The organism is Peribacillus sp. SIMBA_075 (assembly GCF_046534585.1).
The window spans coordinates 1-254 of sequence record NZ_JAWRYN010001084.1 but is presented as its reverse complement, the minus strand read 5'-3'; the positions used below and the strand labels follow the sequence as shown (position 1 = coordinate 254).

Annotated in this window: 1 protein-coding gene; it reads left to right on the top strand. The window is 49.2% G+C overall.

From position 1 onward, the window contains the following. On the top strand, positions 1-254 hold a 254-nt coding region (locus tag SB775_RS31630), incomplete at both ends, for an FAD-dependent oxidoreductase (protein ID WP_410865243.1).

Genomic DNA, 254 nt, shown 5'->3' with positions numbered 1-254 from the left:
AGAAGTAAGTAAAGAGCTGGCTCGTCTGTTGAAAAAACGTAAAGTGACGATCGTAACCGGAGCAAAGGTACTCCCGGAATCCCTGGAAAAAGGCGAAGGCCGTGTGGTGATTCAGGCCGAAACCCAAACAGGCGTACAATCCTTTGAAGCAGAAAAAGTTCTCGTTTCCGTAGGCCGACAGGCGAATGTGGAAAACCTGGGACTTGAAGCAACAGAGATCAAGGTTGAGCGTGGCGCAGTGGTTGTGAATGAAT